Source organism: Rhizobium mongolense subsp. loessense (assembly GCF_900099775.1).
GTDB classification, from domain to species: Bacteria; Pseudomonadota; Alphaproteobacteria; order Rhizobiales; family Rhizobiaceae; genus Rhizobium; species Rhizobium loessense.
Genome location: NZ_FMTM01000002.1, coordinates 466,855 through 482,301, shown reverse-complemented (window position 1 = coordinate 482,301; position 15,447 = coordinate 466,855). Strand labels below are relative to the sequence as shown.

Below are 15,447 nucleotides of genomic sequence, written 5' to 3'. Positions count from 1 at the left end.
ACTAAGATGTTTTAGCGAAAAATATACGAAGGTGTGCGAGCTTACCATTTCTTTTAAATCGAAAACGGTGTCGGCTTGGCAAGCCGACGCTTGATGGGGTGTGTTATGTTCGTTGATCAGCTTTTGTCTCGCTTTAATATTCAGACGAAGGTTCTGATGTTTATATTGCCCTTCATAGTCAGTATTTCTGCTGTCGGTTTCACGGGCCTTTGGGCCTCCGGTCTCCTGCAGAGTCGCATAGAGATTTCAAACAGTGTGCTTCAGTCTTTGACCGGCTTCCGCGACTTGTCGTCAAGTATGAACCGGTTTCTGGCTGAATCCACCGAGGAGGGACGCAACGAGGTCAAAGGCCGTGTTGCCGAACAGCGCAATGTTTTACGGACAATGCTCGGTCAGGCCAAAGAGGGTACCGAGGACAATGCGGAGTTGAAAACCGCCGAAGCGCTGATCGCAAAGGCGGGCGGCTACGTTGACGATCTATGGTCAATGCACGAGACCGAAACCAGCCTCAAAAGGACCATCCAGAAAGGACTAAGCGTCGTCGTCACTTCTCAGACGAATATCAGCGAGGCCCTGAAAAAGGTCCAGCGATCTGTGCAAGATGACGACACTGCGGCCAAAAGGACATTGCGCGAGGCTGAGTATATCCGCGGCATGGCGACGTTCTTGGCTGATATGCGGACCGCTTTTGATGCGGCGACCCAAGCGGAGGAAAAATTTGCAGTCATTGCGAGGGCACTGCCCGACATGAAGAAGCGACTTCGCGTTACAGCCATGTCTCTGCCGGAGGCAAACAGGCCCGCCGCAAAGTCAATCGAAAGGATGTTGGGCGAGCTTCAGGCGCTGATTGCCGGAAATGATAGGTCGGACATTGCACTCACTGCCATCTTCGAAAAAGTGCGGAACTTCACACCGCTCAACGTCGACCTCAATCTTGCGGCACAGCAAAAGATGAATGATGCCGCCGTCAAATTCGGTCAGCTCGACGCGCCGGCTGAAAAGGCCATTGCGGTTCTGAATGATGGTCGTCAGCTCATGAACTCGGGCTATTCGATCCAGATCATGATGGCTCGCTTCCTGCTATTGCCTACCGCCGAGAACCGGACGCGGCTGACTCAGGAATTCGCATCAATGCGCAAGGACATGGTCAAGCTCAAGCGAAATGCCGAAGGCCTGCCGTTCTACGCCGAACTCGAGAAAAACCTGTTGCCTGCGCTTGAGACAACCGAAGCAGCAAGTGGAGATCTCGTTAAGGTGAGCAAGGACCGCAAGGTCAGCTTTGATGAAGCAGCCGCGGAATTGGATACCGTGTGGCGGCAGCTTACCACGTTCGCGGAACGTCAAAAGCAGAATGCTGGCGAGGATCGCCGCGAAGCAAACTCCCTGTCGATCGGGACAACAGCGATTGGAATATTGATCTCCATCTTTGCCGGAATTGGGCTCGTACTGACTTTTAAAGGGCCGATTGGCCAGATCACCGCCGCAATGCGACGCCTTGCAAATGGCGTTTTGGACACGCGCATCACAGGAGAAAACAGAGTAGACGAGATTGGTGATATGGCGCGCGCGCTGGGCGTGTTCAAGCAAAATGCGCTCTCTAAACGGGAGATAGAGCACGAAAACGAAGTGCAGCGGGCTGAGGCGGAAGATGAACGTCGTCGCAATGAGATCGAAAGGCAGCGAGTTGACGAGCAGATCGCCTTTGCAGTCGCCGCTCTCGCGGCCGGCTTGGGACGTCTGGCAAAGGGGGACATTTCGAAAGCGATCGACACGCCATTTGACGGCCGTCTGGAACAACTTAGAACCGATTTCAATCAGTCGCTTCAGCGCCTGCAGATGACGGTGCGTCAGGTGCGTGACAATACCTACATGATTCAGCGCAATGCCGCAGAGATGAGCTCTGCTGCTGACCATCTGGCCAAGCGGACTGAGCAACAGGCAGCTTCCTTGGAACAAACCGCTGCTGCGGTTGACGAGGTCACCGTGACTGTAAAATCTTCAGCGGCGCAAGCGGAAGAAGCCAATCATATCGTGGCGGAAACGCAGCGATGCGCTGATGCCTCGTCCATGGTTGTCAGCAGCGCGATCGCCGCGATGGGCCGAATCGAAAATGCCTCCGACCAGATTGTCCAAATCATCGATGTGATCGATGAGATCGCTTTCCAAACCAATCTTCTTGCACTTAATGCAGGCATTGAAGCTGCGCGGGCTGGTGAGGCAGGTAAAGGATTTGCCGTCGTCGCTCAGGAAGTTCGTGAACTTGCGCAGCGTTCAGCCGAGGCAGCACATCAGATCAAGGACCTCATTCAAAAGTCGAGCGCGGAAGTTTCGTCAGGCGCAAAACTGGTTCAGCAAACCGGATCGGTGCTCTCCGAAATATCATTGAACATCGTTACGGTTGCCGAGAGGGTGGCGACGATTGCGACTGCGAGCCGTGATCAGTCAAACGCGCTTGCGGAAGTAAATGCATCTGTCAACGAAATGGACCAGATGACGCAGCGCAATGCGGCTATGGTCGAGGAAACCAACGCTGCGACCCGGCAACTTGCCGACGAGGCCGAAACTCTTATGGAGATCGTTGGTCAGTTCCGGTTGCCGGACCATCCCGCCGACGGCCGTGTCCACGAGGATTATGCCGCGTAGCTGTGTGATCGGCGGATCGTCGGTCCAAACGATGACCTTGCAGCGACCTCGCGATTTTAGACTTGACGCCCGCGGCGAGGCGGCGTGACGCATCGAACTCCACTTGCATCGTGAGCGAAGGGACCACATCGCCCACCAGCTGGAACAAGGACAGATATTTTTTGCATTGCTGATTGGTTTCTCTCAATCCGCATGACAATCTATGTCACATTGTGAAGAAACCCTGTCTTTCCCTGAGGTGATCTCGATGAAGCGTCCCACGATTGCGGACGTCGCAGAAGCGGCCGGCGTTAGCGTTGCAACAGTCGATCGCGTGTTAAATGCCCGACTCCCCGTGCGCGAAGAAACATCAAAACGGGTGTTCTCTGCTGCCGAGCGGGTCGGATTTCACGGCACAAATATAATTCGGCAGCGAATGCTGGCAGATTTGCCTTCCTACAATCTGGGCGTTGTTCTGCGCAAAGAACGCCACGCGTTCTATCAAGCATTTGCCGAAGAACTGCAGGCCGCCGCAAGTGCGGTCAAGGACCGGCGTCTTCAAGTGCATGTTCAGTTTGCAAAGTCCGGCGAGCCCGGTGAGATTTCAGAGCTGCTGCTCGGGATGAAGGGAAAGGTACAGGCAGTCGGCGCCATCGGACCCGACCATCATGACGTCACATCGGCGGTCAGCGCGCTCAAATCGAAGGGTATTCCCACCTTTTCGCTGCTTTCCGACTTTGCCCAGGGCGTGCGGGAGGCATATCTCGGCACGAACAACATGAAAGTGGGGCGTACCGCCGCATGGCTCCTGTCCAAGGTTTCGCATTCGCCCGGAAAACTGCTCCTGCTTCTAGGTGGTCACCGATTTCACGGGCATTCGCTACGCGAGACTGGATTTCGCAGTTATATGCGGGAATACGCTCCGCAGTTCGAGGTGCTGGATGCACTTATCAACCTTGAAACCCGGCGCTTGACGTATGAATTGCTGATGGATGCCGTTTCTCGCCATGATGACCTGGTGGGTGTTTACTGCATCGGGGGCGGGATGGAAGGCGCAATCGAAGCCTTGCAGGAGACGAACAAAGGCGAAAAGATCGGCTGCCTCGTCAATGAACTGACGCCGGAATCACGACAGGCGCTGCTTGAGCGGCGCATCACCGGCGTATTTCAGACGCCCCTGCGTGAATTATGCGCGGACCTCGTCGCCACCATGATTCATACGATCGAACACGGCATGGCAGAGACGCCGGGACAACGCTTCCTCCCAGCACAGCTTTGGGTGCCTGAGAGTCTGTGATGGTTTGATGGATTCTATCATGCGCGACTGCATTGTTTCTATCAGCGCTGATAGCCGGTAGCCGTCAAGAGACGTTGACGACGGCCCTCCACTAGGAAATTGTCCTGCCGGGTGGTGGAGACAGGAGGCTGCCCCACCGGGATAACTCAAATCCTGACCAACCGATGATGGAGATCATGGATCTTCGTCAGCGAATTGTTGTTGCCAAATGACTGACCTGGGGCTTTTGGCCCCGCGATAACCTCTGGAGGAGAATGAAATGAAAAAGCACCTGATTATTGCAGCTTTCGCCAGCATGTTGGCGACGACCGCCTCGGCCGAGACGATCGGCGTCTCGATGGCGCTCTTCGACGATAATTTTCTCACGGTTCTTCGAAACGGCATGACCGAATACGCCAAGACCCAGGACGGCGTTACACTTCAGATCGAGGATGCGCAAAACGACGTTGGCAAGCAGCTGAGCCAGGTCCAGAACTTTGTCGCCTCCGGCGTCGACGCCATTATCGTCAATCCAGTTGATACGGATGCGACCGTTGCGCTCTCGCAGGCTGCCGATGCGGCAGGTATTCCTTTGATTTATGTCAACCGTCAGCCAGTCAACGTGGACCAGCTTCCCGAAAAGCAGGCCTTCGTGGCTTCCGACGAAAAAGAGTCCGGAACGCTCGAAACCAAGGAAGTTTGCCGCCTTCTGAAGGAGGCTGGGAAGACAGAGGCGAAAGCCGTCGTCATGATGGGCGAGCTCTCCAACCAGGCCGCCCGCATGCGCACGCAGGACATCAAGGACGTGATTGCGACACCCGAGTGCAGTTTCATCAAGATCGTCGAGGAGCAGACCGCCAACTGGTCGCGTACACAGGGCGCCGACCTGATGACCAACTGGCTATCTGCCGGCGTGGAGTTTGACGCTGTCATTGCCAACAACGATGAGATGGCAATTGGCGCGATCCAGTCGCTGAAAGCTGCCGGAAAAGACATGAAAGACGTGATTGTCTCCGGGGTGGACGCCACTCAAGACGCGCTTTCGGCCATGGCCGCTGGCGACCTCGATGTCACCGTCTTCCAGAACGCTGCGGGGCAGGGAAAGGGCGCGGTAGATGCGGCCCTGAAGGTTGCGCGCGGCGAGACGGTCGAAAAGAAGGGCTATGTGCCGTTCGAACTCGTTACGCCGGCAAATCTCAAAGACTACCAGGCCAAGAACTAACACAGATCTTAGCGTCGAAGGAGGCGGATAGCCGCCTCTTTCGATTTCCGAGCGATGGAGGATAGGCCATGGTAAGTCCCACCACAGCGGCAGCTATCAAGCGCGTACTCGAGGCCACGGAAGCCGACGGCCTGCTTGCAATCGAGGGTATTCGCAAAGAGTTCCCGGGTGTTCTGGCGCTCGACAACGTGCAGCTTCGCGTCAGACCTGGAACTGTCCATGCATTGATGGGCGAAAACGGTGCTGGCAAGTCGACGCTCATGAAAATCATCGCCGGGATATACCAGCCAGACGCTGGTGAAATACGTCTTCGCGGTGTCCCGACAGTGCTGAAGTCACCGCTTGACGCGCTGGAGCAAGGGATCGCGATGATCCACCAGGAGCTCCAGTTGATGAACTGGATGACAGTGGCGGAGAACATCTGGATCAGACGCGAGCCCAAGAACCGCCTTGGACTCATCGACCATTCCAAGATGGTGACGATGACGGAGGAGCTTTTTGCTCGCCTGAACATCGTACTCGATCCACGAGCTCAAGTGTCCGAATTGACGGTAGCTCAAAAACAGATGGTCGAGATTGCGCGCGCAGTCAGCTACGAATCCTCTGTCCTCATCATGGACGAGCCGACATCGGCGCTGACAGATCGTGAAGTTGAGCATCTCTTTACGATCATACGTGACCTCCGCTCGCGCGGCATAGGCATCGTCTACATTACCCATAAAATGAATGAACTCTTTGAGATCGCCGACGAATTTACCGTATTTCGCGACGGGAAATATGTCGGGACACATTCCTCAAAGGATGTGACGCGCGACGACATCATCCGCATGATGGTCGGGCGCGAGATCACCAACATGTTTCCCAAGATCGACTGCCCGATCGGCGATGTCGCTCTTGATGTTCGGAATTTGACGATTCCCGGCGTCTTCCATGACATATCGTTTTTGGTCCGGCGAGGGGAGATCCTCGGCCTTGCGGGTCTCGTGGGCTCGAAGCGCTCCAACGTCGCTGAAGCGCTGTTTGGTGTTCAACCGGCAGCGTCAGGCGAGATCGTGATCGATGGCACGCCGGTAAAGATCGACAGTCCGAGCGCGGCCATGGCCCATGGTATGGCCTTTCTGACCGAGGATCGAAAGGAAACGGGCTGCTTCCTGATACTGAATTGCCTTGAAAACATTCAATCCGCGCTGATCACGCGGTCGCACGTCAAAGCCGGCTTCGTCGATCAAGCAACAGTGACACGACTCTCGGAGGAAATGGCCGCCAAGCTTCGCGTCAAGACGCCGAACCTCCAGGAGACCGTCGAGAATCTTTCGGGCGGAAACCAGCAGAAACTCTTGATCGCACGCTGGCTTCTGACCAAACCGCGGATTCTGATCCTCGACGAGCCAACTCGCGGCATCGATGTCGGCGCCAAAGCGGAGATTCATCGCCTGATAACGGCCCTTGCCGCCGAAGGTGTGGCGGTCCTGATGATCTCATCTGAATTGCCGGAGGTCCTCGGGATGAGCGACCGGATCATGGTCATGCATGAAGGGCATGTTTCGGGATTTCTTGATCGCGCCGAGGCAACTCAAGTGAAGATAATGAACCTCGCAGCACGCTAGTGTTCATTACGGGAGGAAAGATCTTATGACGAACGCGACATCACAATCGGCATTGCAGGCCACCCAACCCCGGCGACGCGTGCCGGCGGAACTGAGCATCCTGCTGATTCTTGTCGGCATCTCGCTGACATTCGAGATTCTGGGCTGGATCCTGCAAGGCCAGAGCTTCCTTGCCAATACTCAACGCCTCTCGATTATGATTCTCCAGGTATCGGTCGTGGGCATTATCGCGATCGGTGTGACCCAGGTCATTATCTCTGGCGGGATCGACCTGAGTTCCGGCTCGATCGTCGGTGCGACTGCCATGATATCCATGAGCCTGGCGCAGGTCGGCACGTATGATCGAGCAGTCTACCCCCACTTGACTGATCTGCCGGTAATCCTGCCGGTTGCGGTGGGCTTGGTCGTCGGTCTGCTCTGTGGCGCGATCAACGGCCTTTTGATAGCGTACACGAAAATCCCCCCCTTCATCGCCACCCTGGGTATGATGGTCACGGCTCGAGGCTTTGCCAAGTGGTACACGAAGGGGCAGCCGATCAGCTTTCCGACCGACAGTTTCGCTGCACTCGGAAAAGGTTTGGCCCCCATCTTTATCTTCCTAGCGGTCGCAGCGATCCTGCACATCGTTCTGCGCTATACTCGCTACGGCAAGTTCACCTATGCCGTCGGCGCCAATCCCCAGGCGGCGCGGGTGTCGGGTATCAATGTCGAGCGTCACACCGTCAAGATTTATGCCGTAGCCGGCTTGTTGTCTGGCCTTGCTGGTATTGTCGTCGCTGCCCGAGGTCTGACCGCGCAGGCCGGCATGGGCTCTATGTACGAGCTTGATGCGATTGCAATGGCTGTCATTGGCGGCGTTTCGCTCTCCGGCGGCCGCGGATCGGTCATTGGCACGATGATCGGAATGGTGATCTTCGGCGTGATTATCTCCGGTTTCACCTTCCTGCGGCTGGACGCTTATTACCAGGAAATGCTGAAGGGCGCGATCATTGTGGCGGCTGTCGTCGCCGACGTCTATCGCCAACGCAAGCGTATCAAGAAGAGCTGACGGATGGGCGGCCCTGCCGCCCTCTGTCTTCGACAGGCGAAGATAGGACGACCCGAAATGAAGAAGCTGCTCATAACGACCGCGCTTTGCCTTCTAGCCGCGCCGGCCTTTGCTGGTACGCGCGTGGCGGTGACAATGACGTCGTTCGATAACCCATTTCTGACGATTCTGCTGAACGGAATCCGCGATGAAGCAAAACGGGAGAAAAATGTCGAACTCCTGACAGAGGACGCTCAACTCGATCCTGCGAAACAGCTCAACCAAATCCAAAACTTCATTGCCAACGGTGTTGATGCAATCATCGTGAATGCCGTTGACGGCGACTCGACGGCCGCGATCACACGGGTGGCAGCTGATGCAAAGATCCCGCTCGTCTACGTCAACCATCCGCCGGCCGAACTCGCTTCGGGATTGCCGGAAGGCACAGCCTTTGTCGGTTCCAATGAACTCGATTCCGGCACGATGGAAGCGAAAGCCGCCTGCGAGCTACTGGGCGGCAAGGGTCGCGCCGTCATTCTGATGGGGCCGCTTGAAAACCATGCAGCCCTTGTGCGCACAAAGGATGTCGAGGCCGTCTTTTCTCAACCCGATTGCCGGATCGATATCGTCGAAAAGCAGACAGCGAACTGGAACAGGACCCAGGCGCAGGATATCGTGTCTTCCTGGCTGACGGCTGGGCTGAAGTTCGATGCGGTGGTTGCCAATAATGACGAGATGGCCATTGGCGCGGCTCAGGCTTTGAAGGCGGCCGGCGTCGCGATGAACGACGTTGTCATCACCGGCATCGATGCTACACCAGATGGACTGGCCGCCATGAAGGCCGGAGACATCGACGCGACGGTTTTCCAGAACGCAACAAAGCAAGGCGAAGCCGCAGTCCAGACGGCTGTCAAGTTGGCAGGAAAGCAGGCCAGCGAGCGCACCCTTTGGGTACCGTTCGAACTCGTCACCCCCGACAACATGGCCGCCTACCAAAAATGACGGCCGGGCCGCGGTCGATCTCCTCCCGGATCCCGCGGCCCCACCAATCGACGCCTTCTAAGGCATGTCGCTAAACCACGAAGGAACCAACATATGCGTATCGCCCTTGACCCGTTTATGCATCGTCATCTCAGCCTCGAAGAGCTGCCGCGGAAGGTCCGTGAGCTCGGCTATGAATGGATTGAACTTAGCCCCCGCGCCGATTTTCTGGAGTGGTTCAAGGCTCCACGGGTTTTCCCTGAGCGTATCAAAACCTTCAAGAAGGCGCTGGCCGCCGAGGACGTGAAGATCGCCTCACTCTTGCCGATGTATCGCTGGGCCTCGAATGACGAGACTGAGCGTCAGGCCGCTGTGCGTCACTGGAAGCGGGCCATCGAAATCGCGGTGGAGATGGAAGTCGATACGATGAACTCGGAATTCGGGCGTGGTCCGCACCCCGACAAGGGCTCGTGCTACTGCTGCCACACCGGGTCGATGATCGAGGCCTGTGAAGACGCATGGTGGCGCTCGATGGAGGAACTTGTACCGATCTTCGAACGTGAGAACATCAATTTACACGTCGAGCCGCATCCCGAAGATTGGTGCGAAACCTTGCAGCCCGCGCTCGACATCATCCGCACGGTGAATTCGAAGAACGTCAAGTTCCTCTATTGCGCCCCGCACACCTTTTACTTTGGCGATGATACCAAGGCGATGCTGCGCGAGGCAAAGGACGTTCTCGCGCACGTTCATGTGGGCGATACATTCAATCACAAAGCGTCTTCGGGTCTGCGCTATATTCTCAACCCGCCGGGTACCCAAGCGCGTGTTCACCAACATCTCAATATCGGCCAAGGCGAGGTTCCCTGGGACGACTTCTTCGGCACGCTCGCCGATATCGGCTTTGACGGTATTATGACCTCCTGCGTCTTCGCCTGGGAGGACAAGGCGGACGAGTCCGGGCGGTTCATGTGTAGCGAAATGAACAATTACATCAAAAAGTACCGAAAGTGAGGCTTTCCAAATGACTGTTAGAATAGGTGTCATCGGCACCGGTGCAATCGGCCGAGACCATGCACGCCGTATCAATCAGGTTCTTGGCGGGGCGACAGTCGTCGCGTTGAGCGACGTGAACCGCGCCTCGGCCGAAGCCGTGAAAAGCGACATTGCGCCTGATGCTGCAATTTTCACCACCGGGGAGGAACTGATTTCCTCGCCCGATGTTGACGCTGTGCTTGTCACGTCTTGGGGTGCCACTCACGAACAATATGTCCTGGCGGCGATCGCTGCCGGTAAGCCATGCTTCTGCGAAAAGCCGCTGGCGACGACCGCCGATGGCGCCAAGCGCATCGTCGATGCCGAAGTTGCGCACGGCAAACGACTTGTACAGGTCGGTTTCATGCGCAGATATGATGCGGGTTATGTCGCCTTGAAGCAGTTCGTGGATACCAAGATCGGTGCGCCGATCATGGTTCATGCCGCCCATCGCAACCCAGCCGTCCCCGAGCAGTATGTAACCCCGATGGCCATCCACGACACGATGATCCACGAAATCGACGTGCTGCGCTGGCTATTGGACGACGACTACGTTTCCGCTCGTGTGCTGTTTCCGCGTTCGGCAGCGCGCAGTCATGTCAGGCTTAGGGATCCCCAGATTGTCATTCTGGAGACTGCCAAGGGAACGATCATCGATGTCGAAATCTTCGTCAACTGCCACTACGGCTACGACATTCAGTGCGAGGTCGTCGGCGAAGACGGTGTCGCCACTCTGCCTGAGCCTATGGCGATCCAGACGCGTCTCGGCGCCAAGCTTCAAAACGATATCCTCACCGATTGGAAGGATCGCTTCATCGCCAGCTACGACGTTGAACTGCAGGACTTCATCAATGCCGCTGCCAAAGGCACGGCGGCTGGCCCGAACTCCTGGGACGGTTATGTGGCGGCAATCACATCCGATGCCTGCGTAGCCGCGCAGGAGGCAGAGGGTGCCGCAGTCGCGATCAATCTTCCCACTCGCCCTGCGCTTTACAACTGAGGTCCTCCATGCGTTTTGCCATCAACCACATCACCGCGCCCAAGCTGTCGCTTGAAAACTTCTTTGCGGCGGCTCGCAATCTCGGTCTGACGGAGGTCGAGATCCGCAACGATCTTCCCGACATCGTCGGGACGGTGAAGCCTGAAGTCGTCAAAGAGGCCGCAGCGAGCGCCGGCGTCACGATCATCTCGATCAACGCGCTCTATCCGTTCAACGTCTGGTCGGGTGACTTACCGAAGAAGGCTGTGGCGCTCGCCGACTATGCGGCCGCTTCCGGCGCCAAGGCGCTTGTCATGTGCCCGCTAAACGACGGCACGAAAGTGTCATTCGATGATCTCGTCGCGGCGCTGAAGGCCATGAAGCCCATCCTTGAGGAGCGCGGACTGACGGGCCTGGTCGAACCTCTCGGCTTTCCGATCTCCTCGCTGCGGACCAAGAAGGAAGCGCTTCGCGCCATCGACGCGGCTGAAGGAGGCGGCATCTACAAACTCGTGCACGATACCTTCCATCACCACCTGGCCGGCGAGACAGAGTTCTTCCCGGAAAGGACGGGTCTGGTCCACATCTCCGGCGTCGTCGATCCGAATGTCGCCGTGGACGACATGCTCGACGCCCACCGCGTGCTCGTCGATGCCAAAGATCGGCTCGAGAACATTCCGCAGATCAAGGCGCTCATCGCCGCAGGCTTCGACGGCCCCTACAGCTTCGAGCCATTTGCCGAGGAAGTGCATGTTCTGGCAGATCCGGAAACCGCCGTGCGCGAGAGCATCAGCTACGTCTCGGGCAAGCTCTGAGCCGACAACCCGCTGCCTGCGCCTCGAGCGGCGCAGGCAGCATGCACGTTAGGCAAGCAGCCCGGTGCCGGAGGAAGAAATGAACAAGTCATTGGATGTCATCACGATCGGACGCTCGTCCGTGGATCTTTACGGGGTACAGATCGGCGGCCGGCTGGAAGACATGGGGTCGTTCCACAAATATATCGGCGGCTCGCCGACCAACATGGCTGCCGGCACCGCCCGGCTCGGCCTGCGCTCGGCGCTGATCACCCGCGTCGGCGACGAGCACATGGGCCGATTCATTCGCGAGGAGCTTGCACGCGAAGGCGTCGACGTCACCGGGGTCAAGACCGACCCCGAGCGGCTAACGGCTCTCGTGCTCCTCGGCATCCGGGACGAGGACCGCTTTCCGTTGATCTTCTACCGCGAGAACTGCGCCGACATGGCGCTCTGCGAAGACGATATCGACGAGGCGCTGATCGCTCGCTCCCGCTCGGTCGTCGCGACCGGTACCCATCTCAGCCATCCGCGCACGGAAAAGGCCGTGCTCAAGGCGCTGGAGCTCGCGCGCAAACATGGCGCGCGGACCGCGCTCGACATAGATTACCGTCCGAACCTCTGGGGCGTGGCAGGCCATGGCGACGGCGAGAGCCGCTTCGTCGAATCCGGCAAGGTGACCGCCAAACTGCAATCGACGCTGCGTCTCTTCGACCTGATCGTCGGCACGGAGGAGGAATTCCATATCGCCGGCGGCTCGACGAACACCATCGAGGCTCTGCGTGCCGTGCGTGCCGCCTCCACCGCCACGCTCGTCTGCAAGCGCGGCGCGGCCGGCGCGGTCGCCCTTGCCGGTGCGATACCGGATACGCTCGACGAGGGAGAAAGCGGCCCCGGCTATCCGATCGAGGTTTTCAACGTTCTCGGCGCAGGCGATGGCTTCATGTCAGGCCTCATCAAGGGCTGGCTGGAGGATGCGCCCTGGCCACGCGCGCTTCAGTATGCCAACGCCTGCGGCGCCTTCGCCGTCAGCCGCCATGGCTGCACGCCGGCCTATCCGTCGTTGGAGGAGCTCGACTTTTTCCTGAAGCGCGGCATCAAAGACAAGGCGCTGCGCAAGGATGCGGAACTCGAGCAGATCCACTGGGCGACCAACCGCCACAATGACTGGTCGACCATGCGCGTCTTCGCCTTCGACCACCGCATGCAGCTGGAGGCCATGGCAGGTGCCACGCCCGAAAAGATCGGCCGTTTCAAAGAACTCTGCCTGAAGGCGGCCCTTAAGGTTCAGGGCGGCCGACCGGGCTATGGCATCCTCTGTGACAACCGCCTTGGCCGCCGTGCACTTCACGCCGCGTCAGGCACGGGCCTTTGGGTCGGCCGACCGGTCGAATGGCCGGGCTCGCGTCCGCTGACGCTGGAACCCGAACTTGGCCCCGACTTCGGCGGACTTGACGAGTGGGCACTTGAAAACGTCGTCAAGGTCTTGTGCTTCTGCCATCCCGACGACGGTGCAGAGATGCGAGCTTCGCAGGAAGAGACGATCAAGCGGCTGGTCGCGGCGGCCCGTCGCAACCGGCTGGAATTCCTGCTCGAAATCATTCCGTCCAAGGTCGGCCCGGTCGATGACGACACGACGGCAACCCTGATCCGGCGGTTCTACGAGATCGGCATCTATCCGGACTGGTGGAAGCTTGAGCCGATGGCCAGCAGTGCCGCCTGGGAAAAGGCTTGCGCTGCGATCAATGAAAACGATCCGCACACGCGCGGCATCGTGGTGCTCGGTCTCGACGCGCCGGAGGCCGAACTCGCCGCGAGCTTCAAGGTTGCGGCAGGCTTCCCGCTGGTGAAGGGCTTTGCGGTCGGGCGCACGATTTTCGCGCAGGCCGCACGCGACTGGCTTGCTGGCACCATCACGGATGCTGAGGCGATCGAGGATATGCAGACCCGCTATCAGCGGCTCTGCACAATCTGGGACGAAGCGCGCAGCGCAAGCCAGGACAATAACGCGGCGGGACCGTCGCGCAGGAGGGTGTGACATGACGGGAACCATTCGCCTTACGGCAGCACAGGCCATGTTCCGCTGGCTGGCCGTACAGATGACTGAGGAGCAGGAGCGCTTCATCGAAGGCGTCTGGGCGATCTTCGGCCACGGCAACGTCGCCGGAATTGGCGAGGCTCTGCATGGCATTGGCGATGAACTGCCCACCCGGCGTGGCCAGAACGAGCAGACCATGGCCCATGCGGCGATCGCTTATGCCAAGACCAAGCGCCGGCGCAAGGCTATGGCGATTACCTCGTCCATCGGTCCGGGTGCGACGAACATGGTGACGGCTGCAGCGCTCGCCCATGTGAACCGCCTGCCCGTATTATTCATCCCCGGCGATGTCTTCGCCAACCGTCGCCCTGACCCGGTTCTCCAGCAGATCGAGGATTTCGATGACGGCACTGTCACCGTGACGGACTGCTTCCGTCCGGTCAGCCGCTATTTCGACCGCATCACCCGTCCCGAGCATCTGCTGACCGTCCTGCCTCGCGCGATGCAAGTGATGACCGATCCCGCAAATTGCGGCCCGGTCACACTTGCATTTTGTCAGGACGTGCAGGCCGAGGCTTACGACTGGCCGGAAAGCTTCTTTGAGCCGAAGACGTGGCGCATCCGTCGTCCAGAACCTGATCCGCGCGAAGTCGACGATGTCGTCGCAGTGCTAAAGGCCTCTTCACACCCGGTCATCGTCGCAGGTGGCGGCGTGCTGTATTCCGGCGCGGAAGCCGATCTGCTCGCCTTCGCCAAGGCGCACAATATACCGATCGTCGAGACGCAGGCCGGCAAGGGTGCAATCGACTGGCAAGAAAGGCTCAACTTCGGCTCGCCGGGCGTCACCGGCACCGATTGTGGCAACAAGATCGCCGCCAAAGCCGACCTGATCCTTGGCGTCGGCACCCGCTTCCAGGACTTCACGACCGGCAGCTGGGCGATCTTCAGCAATCCGAGCCGCAAGCTCGTCTCGATCAACCTCGCCGGCTACGACGCGGCCAAGCGCGGCGCCATCCCGCTGGTCTCCGACGCCAAGGTGGCGCTGGGGCGCATTTCCACTGCGCTCGGTTCGCACCGTTTCGCCGATCCGGATTTCGCCGCGCGCGAGGCCTGGTTCAAGGCGACCGATACCGTCACAGCGGCCCCCGGAACGCCGAAGCCGAACTTCCGGCCGTCCGATGCCCAGGTCATTGGCGCGGTGCAGCGTATTGCGGGTCCAAAGACGGTTGCCATGTGCGCTGCCGGCACCATGCCCGGCGCCCTACAGGTGCTGTGGCGGGCGGCCGCCGGCGGCTATCACATGGAATACGGCTATTCCTGCATGGGATACGAGGTCGCCGGCGCTTTCGGCATCAAGCTCGCGGCACCGGAAAAGGAAGTCGTGTGCTTCGTCGGCGACGGCAGCTACATGATGGCAAATTCCGAGCTCGCGACGGCCGTCATGCTGCGCGTGCCCTTCACCATCGTGCTGACGGACAATCGCGGCTATGGCTGCATCAACCGTCTGCAGCAGGAATGCGGCGGTGCTGAGTTCAATAACATGTACAAGGACTGCAATGTCGAGACCCAGCCGGAGATCGACTTCGTCGCGCATGCGACCTCGATGGGCGCATATGCCGTCAAGGCCGCCGACATCGCGCAGCTCGAAACCGAGATCGTCTTGGCGCGCAGCCGGGACATTCCCACGGTGATCGTCATAGATACGGAAGCGGAAACCGGAGCCGGTATCGGCGGCGCCTGGTGGGATGTCGCCGTGCCGGAAGTCGGCTCGACCGAAAAGCTCAAGAAGGCCCGCGCGCACTATGAGGCGAACGTGGCCCGCCAACGCATCAACTAACCCTCGCGACAATGCCTGGAAGGACCGAA

At 58.7% G+C, this 15,447-nt stretch carries 11 protein-coding genes; all 11 read left to right on the top strand.

The features are described from left to right. Positions 1 to 105: 105 nt before the first annotated feature. The gene (locus BLP23_RS09915) at positions 106 to 2,643 is read left to right on the top strand and encodes a methyl-accepting chemotaxis protein (RefSeq protein ID WP_092584703.1); all 2,538 of its coding nucleotides are present in this window, start codon (positions 106 to 108) and stop codon (positions 2,641 to 2,643) included. Between the two features lie 247 nt (positions 2,644 to 2,890). Further along, on the top strand, positions 2,891 to 3,919 hold the full coding sequence (locus BLP23_RS09910) for a LacI family DNA-binding transcriptional regulator (RefSeq protein ID WP_092584702.1): 1,029 nt from the start codon (positions 2,891 to 2,893) through the stop codon (positions 3,917 to 3,919). Positions 3,920 to 4,178: 259 nt separating this feature from the next. Then, a complete protein-coding gene (locus BLP23_RS09905; protein WP_092584701.1) occupies positions 4,179 to 5,120 on the top strand; it encodes a sugar ABC transporter substrate-binding protein in 942 nt (313 codons plus the stop codon). Positions 5,121 to 5,188: 68 nt separating this feature from the next. After that, positions 5,189 to 6,727, top strand: coding sequence for a sugar ABC transporter ATP-binding protein (locus BLP23_RS09900; RefSeq protein WP_092584700.1), 1,539 nt, complete (start codon positions 5,189 to 5,191; stop codon positions 6,725 to 6,727). 25 nt (positions 6,728 to 6,752) lie between these two features. Beyond that, entirely contained in the window at positions 6,753 to 7,775 is a 1,023-nt protein-coding gene (locus BLP23_RS09895) for an ABC transporter permease (RefSeq protein ID WP_092584699.1), read from the top strand. A gap of 57 nt (positions 7,776 to 7,832) precedes the next feature. Continuing rightward, positions 7,833 to 8,756 (top strand): sugar ABC transporter substrate-binding protein, encoded by a 924-nt coding sequence (locus BLP23_RS09890; RefSeq protein WP_092584698.1) that lies wholly within the window; start codon positions 7,833 to 7,835, stop codon positions 8,754 to 8,756. Positions 8,757 to 8,849: 93 nt separating this feature from the next. Beyond that, entirely contained in the window at positions 8,850 to 9,749 is a 900-nt protein-coding gene (locus tag BLP23_RS09885; protein WP_092584697.1) for a sugar phosphate isomerase/epimerase family protein, read from the top strand. A 10-nt stretch (positions 9,750 to 9,759) separates the two neighbouring features. Then, on the top strand, positions 9,760 to 10,770 hold the full coding sequence (locus BLP23_RS09880; RefSeq protein ID WP_092584696.1) for a Gfo/Idh/MocA family protein: 1,011 nt from the start codon (positions 9,760 to 9,762) through the stop codon (positions 10,768 to 10,770). 8 nt (positions 10,771 to 10,778) lie between these two features. Further along, on the top strand, positions 10,779 to 11,564 hold the full coding sequence (locus tag BLP23_RS09875) for a TIM barrel protein (RefSeq protein ID WP_092584695.1): 786 nt from the start codon (positions 10,779 to 10,781) through the stop codon (positions 11,562 to 11,564). Positions 11,565 to 11,643: 79 nt separating this feature from the next. Continuing rightward, on the top strand, positions 11,644 to 13,581 hold the full coding sequence (locus BLP23_RS09870) for a bifunctional 5-dehydro-2-deoxygluconokinase/5-dehydro-2-deoxyphosphogluconate aldolase (RefSeq protein ID WP_092584694.1): 1,938 nt from the start codon (positions 11,644 to 11,646) through the stop codon (positions 13,579 to 13,581). A 1-nt stretch (position 13,582) separates the two neighbouring features. Further along, the gene (gene iolD, locus BLP23_RS09865; protein ID WP_092584693.1) at positions 13,583 to 15,418 is read left to right on the top strand and encodes a 3D-(3,5/4)-trihydroxycyclohexane-1,2-dione acylhydrolase (decyclizing); all 1,836 of its coding nucleotides are present in this window, start codon (positions 13,583 to 13,585) and stop codon (positions 15,416 to 15,418) included. Positions 15,419 to 15,447 lie beyond the last annotated feature (29 nt).